This is a genomic window from Chamaesiphon polymorphus CCALA 037 (assembly GCF_003003845.1).
GTDB lineage: Bacteria > Cyanobacteriota > Cyanobacteriia > Cyanobacteriales > Chamaesiphonaceae > Chamaesiphon > Chamaesiphon polymorphus.
The window spans coordinates 1-6,063 of sequence record NZ_PVWO01000361.1; the positions used below are offsets into that span (position 1 = coordinate 1).

Here is a 6,063-nt window from a genome sequence, read left to right on the forward strand (position 1 = left end):
TGGCTTACCGCCATGTTTGCTGGCATCACCCTGTTCCTTTAATTTTAATGTACTTTCATGACCTTGCCCTTTGGGGATTGTGAATTTCAGTATTCTAGTTACTGTGTTTAATTCACCATTTGTTGTGGCTTCTAATCTACTAATCCGAATCTCTTGTTTAGAGCCTAGCATGGCATCATTAAAACAGAGTGAAAGATTATAGTATAAATCTCTCCCTCGTGGAGCTTCCGGCATCTCTTTTCCTTGAAAGCCTTGAACGAAAGCGTTGAAAACTTCAGTCTTTAGTTGTTCTCCATCTAAATTCTCTGAAGCTTTTTTAAGATCTTTGGCGATTTTTTCAAAATCAAAAGGATTGAACATCTTAGTTGTTTTGGAGCAAATTTGTTTCTTGAGTCAAGTTTTAATTTTTATTTATTAAACGACCTGTCAAGAAAAATAGAACTATTACTACTACTGGCAAACACAACCATAATAATAAAGTTAATATTTTAATTATGAATATCGGCAAGTATCGCCAACTCAAACCAATAGTAGCAATGATTGCAATTATCCATCTAAACAAATCAATCGCTTTGTTAGACTGTGAAAATTTACGATACTGGATGCTAAAGTAAATTCTCAGTTGTGATTGAGTTAAGTCTATTATAGGTATCAAGCTTATGAGAGTTAAGAGCGCAAAAATCCCTGTCGAATATATCTGAAAGCCATTGACATTGTAAAAATATAATGTCAGCACTAGTAGTGGTATTGCGGCAATGTTCACAAACTTGAGAAAAGTTCTAAGCCAAGCTCCTTTGATTGATAGTATTGAATAATGCCACTCTAATAAGTGACATGCTAAGAACTTAGCATAAGGTCGATTTGGATCGAGCCGAAGTGATTCTTGTAAAATTGACAAAATTCTATTTAAATCCTGTTTAGTGTATTTTATTCTACTTGATTTACAGCATAAAGCCTGAGCATAAACTTCGTGAGCTGCGGCACTTTCTGGATTGAGAGAGAGTAACTCTTCTGCTAAATTGATTGCTTCGGCAATACGGTTTTTATCATCAAGAGCTAATAGATTTTTAATTAAATACAACCTGGAGCAAAAATGATTCGGTTCAATTTCTAGCCCTTTTCTACCAGCTTTGGAGCCTTGCTCTAAAAAATTCTTCTTTTTTTCATAGGACAGTTTTGAGTCGTCGCTTCTCTTCCAACAAAGCTCCGATAAAGATGCATGGAAATAGGGGTTTTCAGGCTCCAAACAGATCGCTTCAAGCAGATATTTTTCAGCCAAGTCACCATTCCGCAACCGGATATATATACAACCTAGAGTCCAATACATACGACCATTATCTGGCTCTATCGATATCGCCTGCTCTGCTGATTTAATGGCTTCAGAATGGCGAGATAGATCGACCAAGCAAGTTGCTAGTAGTGCATGAGCAAAAGCATCATCTGGGTTTTCGCTCAGATGTTTGCGAATTTCTTGCTCCGATCGATCGAATCGATTATTCTGGAGTAAAAACCACGCTCGATCGAGTGCTTCTGGGTTTATTGATGTTTGCATATTTGTTACATCTTCAGATATTTCAAAATCTCGTCGTAATTACCATCCTGATTGGCATGAACGGCATAGTTACGAGCCGTACTAAACCATTCGCGAGTAGAAGGTTTCACCCCACTGGCTGCTGTAGCTAAATCCTTCGTAGTTAACGGTTGGGGAATGCCTGTTTTCATTGCTGCAAGGAGTTTCTGCTCCACCGCCAGATCGACTACCAGCTTCAAATCTGCCCCAGAACAGCCATCTGTCTTCTGGGCGAGGAATTGATAGTCGAGATCGATTATTGGCTTGCCCTGACACAGCAAGCGCAGAATGCTAGCACGCGCGGCGGCATCTGGGGGTGGTACGAAGAGGATGCGATCGAACCTGCCAGGGCGACGGAAGGCGGTATCTAAATGCCAAGGCGCGTTAGTCGCCGCAAGAATTAATACACCTTCATTGGAATATTGCACCCCATCTAATTCGGTGAGAAATTGATTGATGAGTTGTTTGCCGCTACTTTGGCGCAGATCCGCACGACTGGCGGCGAGAGCGTCTACTTCATCGAAGAATAAAACGGAAGGCTGATTGCGGCGCGATCGATCGAATAATTGATGCAGATTTTTCTCGCTATTCCCGATCCACATATCCAGAATGTCATTCAAACCGACGGGAATAAACCCAGCGCGAATTTCGCCTGCGGTGGCTCGGGCTAAATGAGTTTTACCGCAACCTGGTGGGCCGTATAATAGAATTCCCCCGCCGATCGATTTACCATAGGCGCGATACATCTCGGCATGGGTGAGCGGATAAATAATCTTCAGGCGAATTTCTTCTTTCACCGCCTCCATCCCACCTACATCTTCAAAGCAAATACTCGATTTCTCGATGCCTTCGGGAGTAGGTGCATCAGGCTCGAAACTTTCCGCCTGTTTGACACCCAATCGATCGACTAATTCGGATTCCTGTAAACTGGGATCTTGAGAAATCGCTTTGCGAAATTGTTGCGCGGCAGTAGACAAGTCGCCCGATCGCATCAGTAACCGCGCGTGTAGAGTTAAAATTGTCGCCGAAGTCTCACCGCGATCGAGCAAATCTTCGATAATTACTAACGCAGCGGAATCTTTCTCTTCCTGATAAAAGGCTCTCGCCAAACCCAGTTTGAGATCGAGATTAGCTGGTGCGAGGGCTAATGCTTGTTGAAATTCGATCGCCGCCGCCGCCGCTTCACCCCGATTGAGTAATGTATCGGCGATATGTTGGCGTAAGGGGATATTATCGGGAGAAAATTTGAGAGCTTCCCGTAAAGCTAGCAATGGATCGTTAGAATTAGTCATGCTGAATAGCGGCAAAAATAGCACTATCTCTAGACTACCCATCTCGATCGTGGTAATTTCAGTAGAAGATCGATCTATGATGGGAATTCAAACCCGACGATCGTTCCGAGCTGCTTTGCTACCGCCTACTATGACTACTACTCATTCACCCAATCCTAGCGTCGCTACGCCATTACCCTTCATCCGTAGCGAACTTGCGAGTTTGCAGGCATACACGCCCCATCCTGGCGGGACTGAGGGGCAATCTGTGGCAATCTCGATCGATCGAGTAGACACGAATGAGAATCCCTACGATCTGCCGCTAGAGCTAAAGCAAAAATTGGCACAGATGTGGGTAGAAGCCATCGAAAGCAATCGTTATCCCGATGGGGGACATCAGCGGCTGAAGGCGGAAATCGCGGCTTACGTAACCGAATCGGCGGGACTGAGCGTTGGCGCAGCCGCTGGGAACGAGGATGGGATCCTTCCCAGCCAAATTAGCGTGGGCAATGGTTCGGATGAGTTATTGCGATCGATTTTAATTGCCACCTGCGTTGGTGGTGCGGGGAGCATTTTAGTAGCCGCGCCAACATTTAGCATGTATGGCATTCTGGCGCAGACTTTGGGAATACCTGTTGTCAGTATCGATCGAACTGCTAACTTTGAAGTTGATGTAACTGCGGCGCAAACGGCAATTAGCGATCGACAGGCGGCACCAATTAGGGTGGTATTTATGGTGCATCCCAATTCGCCAACGGGTAATGCGCTGAGTGCGACAGAATTAGACTGGATGCGGGGTTTGCCAACAGATATTTTAGTCGTCATCGACGAAGCTTATTTTGAGTTTAGCCAACAGACTGTTGTTGCCGAATTAGCCTCGCATCCAAATTGGATCGTATTGCGGACATTTTCTAAAGCATTTCGACTGGCGGCGCATCGCGTAGGTTATGCCGTCGGACATCCTCAACTCATTGCTACTCTAGAACAGGTAAGATTGCCTTACAATTTGCCGAGCATTTCTCTGGCTGCTGCCGAGTTGGTATTACAACACCGTCTTGCTTTATTAGCCGTTCTTCCAGAAATAACGAACGAACGCGATCGCTTATTTGTAGCACTAAGTAAGTTCGACGCACTCAAAGTGTGGCGCAGCGATGCTAATTTTCTGTACGTGCGGATGCTGGGAGTGGAAAATGCCGAGCTAGCAATGGCGCAGCTAGTTGCCAAGTTAAAAATCCACGGCACATCGATCCGGCATACAGGGGGTGGATTGCGAATTTCGATCGGTTCTCCAGCAGAAAACGATCGCACTATTGCAAGAATCGGTGACTTATTAGGATCGTTTTAGCGATCGAAAATATCTATAAGAGATCGACTGAGTTTCGAGCTATTCGTCATGCGAGTATCGCGATAACTTAGCCTTTATTAATTGCTGTCGATCGCACTAACGTAGAAATTAGGAGTAGCGCAATTTTAGATCGAGCTACTCCTATTATCCCAAATTAAGACAGACAATCTTACTTATGTAGGTATGTCTCAAAATTATCTCAGATCGATTATGCAAATAATAGCTAAGGTGACAGATCGATCGTAAATAGACGGATTGCCGCAACAATAAATCCACCTGGAAACCCTTTTACCAAAATAGCGAGTGTCGTCGCACAACAATGTGGTAAGCCAATTACCCCGGAGTACCAAAGCGTAGAAGCTGAAAAATTAAAGTACTTCGTCGATCGATCTAATATGAATTGACTGAAGTTTTGACTCCACCTAAAAGGTCGATTGATTATTGAAGACTGACGATACCATAAATCCAAACGAGCTTCTAAATCTGCACTCCACTGAGAATCAGCCAAAATTAATACAGTCGCAAGAATTAACATCGATTGCATAGCAAACCATCGACCCCAATCCCATCCAATTAGATAAATCGGTAATGTAAAGATGCCGATCCAAGCAGCTATTTTCACCGAAAAAGATGGCGAAATCGAAACTTTATTGGCTATTCTTAGATGTATACCAGTCCAGAACCAAAATGGAATAAACCATAATAGTACGACTCCAGTATCTAGTAGCGTAAATCCAGACTTACTCCAAGCTTCAGATAAATCCCAAGATAGCGCAGAAATTGCCGCTGTATCCGCAGATTGGGTGGCACAATTTACCGCCAGCACAGACTCCCAATTCTTGCAAATTGCTAGAGCCGTCCCTGAATTACCACTCCATTTAATCGCCGCAGCACAAGCCACGATCGTCGGCAGAAAGACTAGAATTTGCCACAGATATCGAACTAACTTCTGTCGAGCCAAACTTTCAATTTGAGGATACGTTAGCTTAGATGAAACAACAGCAAAAAGCAACCAATTAATTGGCAACCAGAAGAACAACGCAATCCCTTCATGACTTAATGCTAAAATAACACCACAGACAGCTTGCCAAAGTGAAAAAAGTATGAATTTAATACTGAATTGATGCCTTTGCGGATCGATCGATCGCACGATCGATAAAGAAATCATCGTAAATAAAATCGGGAAGATATCTTTCCTAAGTGGCGAACCATCGAGCGTAAAAAATAAAATCGTACAGGGATTAAATAATAGCAACAATAACTCATTTTGCGATAGCTTTGAGTGAATGCGCCTAATCGCTTTAATCCACAGCAGCGACGTACAGATATAAGCCGTACTAGCAATCCCAAAAATTAGCGGTAATGGTTGAATCTGCCATTGACGAAACCAATTAATTCCCGCACCAAACAATCCACGCCTAACAAATCCATCACTATAATCGATCGACCATTCTGTGATATTCCAGTTTTGATACAATGGTTTCATAAATGGAGCGACTAATATCGCACTAAGCAGCATAATCGTCCACACCACCCAAAATAATCGATAGATTCCAACATATTGCTTGGAATCGGATGCAAGATTTACACGAGACATAGTTATAGACTGGATTAAAAAATGGTAGATGAGTACCGCACCAAAACAACCAGCCATATGATTAGCTCGCGATCGAAATATCTCAATCGATCTAGATACTGCGAGATTCGATCGCTATATTTACTGATGGTTAGCGCGTTGGGACTAACATAGATAGTGGGTGGCAATGATGGCGGTTTGGTACCAACTTTAAGACTATAACTTACCCCTGTTAAGGTGACTGTTTGTACTACCGATCGCCAAAAAGGATAAGTGGCAGTTATAATCCTAATTGAAAGCT

Annotated in this window: 6 protein-coding genes; 1 reads left to right on the plus strand and 5 read right to left on the minus strand. The window is 43.2% G+C overall.

Annotated features, from left to right (window positions below; all coding sequences use genetic code 11):
* From C7B77_RS21675 to C7B77_RS21685, 3 genes are all read right to left on the minus strand, one after another.
* Positions 1 to 360 (minus strand): DnaJ C-terminal domain-containing protein (locus tag C7B77_RS21675; protein ID WP_219892236.1); only part of this gene is annotated, 360 nt, incomplete at its 3' end.
* A gap of 40 nt (positions 361 to 400) precedes the next feature.
* Positions 401 to 1,552 (minus strand): tetratricopeptide repeat protein, encoded by a 1,152-nt coding sequence (locus tag C7B77_RS21680; RefSeq protein ID WP_106309742.1) that lies wholly within the window; start codon positions 1,550 to 1,552, stop codon positions 401 to 403.
* Positions 1,553 to 1,557: 5 nt separating this feature from the next.
* Positions 1,558 to 2,862: an ATP-binding protein gene (locus tag C7B77_RS21685; protein ID WP_106309745.1), complete on the minus strand. Its 1,305-nt coding sequence runs from the start codon at positions 2,860 to 2,862 to the stop codon at positions 1,558 to 1,560.
* Positions 2,863 to 2,992: 130 nt separating this feature from the next.
* On the opposite strand from C7B77_RS21685, the gene C7B77_RS21690 reads away from it, so the two are divergent.
* Positions 2,993 to 4,186 carry a histidinol-phosphate transaminase gene (locus C7B77_RS21690; RefSeq protein WP_106309751.1) on the plus strand — a complete coding sequence of 398 codons (1,194 nt, stop codon included), beginning with the start codon at positions 2,993 to 2,995 and terminating at the stop codon, positions 4,184 to 4,186.
* Between the two features lie 223 nt (positions 4,187 to 4,409).
* On the opposite strand, the gene C7B77_RS21695 is transcribed toward C7B77_RS21690, so the two are convergent.
* Entirely contained in the window at positions 4,410 to 5,783 is a 1,374-nt protein-coding gene (locus C7B77_RS21695; protein ID WP_146138440.1) for a hypothetical protein, read from the minus strand.
* A 14-nt stretch (positions 5,784 to 5,797) separates the two neighbouring features.
* On the minus strand, positions 5,798 to 6,063 hold a 266-nt coding region (locus C7B77_RS30285; protein ID WP_181243957.1), incomplete at its 5' end, for a hypothetical protein.

Bases quoted from the DNA above. Each gene is read 5' to 3' on its own strand.
- C7B77_RS21680 (WP_106309742.1), bottom strand. From the start codon at position 1,552: ATGCAAACATCAATAAACCCAGAAGCACTCGATCGAGCGTGGTTTTTA.
- C7B77_RS21695 (WP_146138440.1), bottom strand. From the start codon at position 5,783: ATGTCTCGTGTAAATCTTGCATCCGATTCCAAGCAATATGTTGGAATC.
- C7B77_RS21685 (WP_106309745.1), bottom strand. From the start codon at position 2,862: ATGACTAATTCTAACGATCCATTGCTAGCTTTACGGGAAGCTCTCAAA.
- C7B77_RS21690 (WP_106309751.1), top strand. From the start codon at position 2,993: ATGACTACTACTCATTCACCCAATCCTAGCGTCGCTACGCCATTACCC.